Annotated in this window: 4 protein-coding genes; all 4 read left to right on the forward strand. The window is 32.7% G+C overall.

The genetic code is table 11. The features are described 5' to 3' along the window. On the forward strand, positions 1-288 hold a 288-nt coding region (locus tag AB1349_13740), incomplete at its 5' end, for a hypothetical protein (GenBank protein MEW6558388.1). Further along, complete coding sequence (locus AB1349_13745; GenBank protein ID MEW6558389.1) at positions 254-1,087, forward strand: ATP-binding protein; 834 nt, start codon at positions 254-256, stop codon at positions 1,085-1,087. The genes AB1349_13740 and AB1349_13745, both read left to right, overlap by 35 nt. A gap of 432 nt (positions 1,088-1,519) precedes the next feature. Further along, positions 1,520-1,825 carry a hypothetical protein gene (locus AB1349_13750; protein ID MEW6558390.1) on the forward strand — a complete coding sequence of 102 codons (306 nt, stop codon included), beginning with the start codon at positions 1,520-1,522 and terminating at the stop codon, positions 1,823-1,825. Then, positions 1,806-2,324: hypothetical protein (locus AB1349_13755; GenBank protein MEW6558391.1), on the forward strand; the 519-nt coding region annotated here is incomplete at its 3' end. The genes AB1349_13750 and AB1349_13755, both read left to right, overlap by 20 nt.

Genomic DNA, 2,324 nt, shown 5'->3' on the forward strand with positions numbered 1-2,324 from the left:
TTTATACAAAATCCAGATTTTGAAGAATATAACTGGATAAGGAAAGATAGGTTAAGAAAATCAAAGTTTCCACCGCCACCAAAGGAATTACTTAAAAATGTAATGTCAGACAATTCGCACAATGATGTCAGTCAACAGGCAGACAACACGGCAGACAATATGACAACTAAATGTCATACTCAATTTAATTTAACTAAATCTAATTTAAGTAAATATAAGTTAAATAAGTATAACGATAAAAAAAGGGGGAAATATGAACACGGAATACCCAAAGAACTGCAAAGATAAACCACCAAGACCCAGAATCGTTTGCGAAATTTGCGGCGGAGAAATTGAATACAGATGGGTCGAGGCGAATACTCCATTGGCTAATATATGGCAAATAAAGGAATCCAGTTGGTGTGAACTTGGCTGTATGACTTGTCTTGAAAATAAAAATAGAATTAAACTGGAACAGGAAGAAAAAAGAAGATTTGATGAGAAAGTGAGACGATTGATAACCGACAGTGCAATCAAGAAACGATTCTTAAATAAATCATTTGAAAATTACGAATTAACGGAAGGGCAAGGGCAAGAAAAAGTATTTAAGATTGCTAAAGAGTTTGCAGATAATTTCAAATATCACTTGGAGCAAGGAACTTGGCTTTGCTTTTTGGGTAATCCAGGAACAGGCAAAAGTCATCTGTGTTCAGCAATAATTCAAGAAGTGTGTAAACAAGGATATTCAGCTGTATTTACCAAAACATACCGATTGTTACAGTCTATAAAAGAATGTTGGAGGCGAGATGCACAAAAAACTGAAAGTGAAGTAATTTCTGAATTAGAAAAAATTGACCTGCTTTGTATTGATGAACTTTTTTCACAATTTATTTCAGAAGTTGATAAAAATTTATTGTTTCTAATATTGGATACAAAATATGAATCCAAAAAAACAGTAATTATGGCAAGTAATGAATCATTTCGGAACTTTGAAGAATTACTTGGCGAGAAAATGATTGACCGCATATATGAGTGTGGAAAATTTATTTGCTTTAATTGGCAATCCTATCGTAGAAAACAACGGATAAAACAAGCCCATCAATTATAAAGCGCAAGTGCCCGCAAATCTCTTCCAGTGAAGTTTCGCCTACCAACTAATTATATTCTATTAAAAAATCTGAAAAAGTAAATGCTGCGTTGATATATGCTAATTATTTTCTGGTGATTAGAACTTTTCAAGTGAAGTCTGTTGCCGTCATTAAATGAGATTTTCAAAAATGTTTTCAAAAGTCCCTTGACAAATCTGAAAAGTCTGATATAATTATATTAAGAAAAGTTTGCTTTTTTGAGATTGTTTTAGGTGTTTTTATTTGCAGATTTGATTTTGGTTTTTACGCAGTATAGAATACGTTAATAAACCGTATTCCCGAATTGGTAGTCTAAGCCATCGGTTAAGAGTTTTGCTGATTTTGTGGTGAATTTCTTAGTCGGTGGCTTTTATTTTGTTCAAATGATGTAGACAAATGAAGAAGGAGTGTAGATGATGAAAGATAAAACCTACCAGTGTCACGACTTGCATCTTTCGGCTTTCATTCGTGCAAAATTCCACCTTAATATCGTCAATATAATCCGTGATGGTAAACGAATAATATTTGAGTTTGATGTTAATAATAATTCAGATATCCAGAGTATATTGTGTGACTATTACAGTAATACTGCAGAAGTAAAAGTCAGAGATTTTGTTGACGAACTCAACCATTTGAAAAGTTTGATTTACAACTTTCAGGTTTCAAGAACTGTAAATGTAGATGTAAAAGGAGTTAGAAATGGGAACACAGGAAAATGAAAAACTTAATTACTTAAAGTCAGATAGGATAATAACTAATGATGTGCTTACGGGTAAGATTGAGTTTGATGAATTTGCTCTGTTGGAATGGTTAAAACTTATGGCTAATCCACATAGTGGTAGTTTATTGACTAATTATTCTGACATAGCACAAAATGTCAGAAAGAAACCCAACTGGGTGAAGTATAATATGGATAAACTGAAGGATAAGCAATATATTTGGTTTGAACTTAGTCAAGGGCAGAGAACTTTTTCAGAAGTATTGATAGGCAATTTCCCCTTGTCAGGTGGAACCCGATTAAATATTTCCAAATATTTTTCAGAAGTTACTGTTAATACTGAAAAAAAGAATACCGATATTTCAGAAGTTGATAACAAAATTCAGAAGTTAATAGATGACTATAGACCGACGACAGACAAGTGCGTAACCGAAGAAGTTTCAGAAGTGCAGAATATAGATAAGGAGAAAGAGAATGAGAGTGATAGTGAAAAAAAGAAT

The organism is Elusimicrobiota bacterium, from assembly GCA_040757695.1.
GTDB lineage: Bacteria > Elusimicrobiota > UBA8919 > UBA8919 > UBA8919 > JBFLWK01.

Coding starts and splice junctions, on each gene's coding strand:
- AB1349_13745 (MEW6558389.1), top strand. CDS start 254: ATGAACACGGAATACCCAAAGAACTGCAAAGATAAACCACCAAGACCC.
- AB1349_13750 (MEW6558390.1), top strand. CDS start 1,520: ATGATGAAAGATAAAACCTACCAGTGTCACGACTTGCATCTTTCGGCT.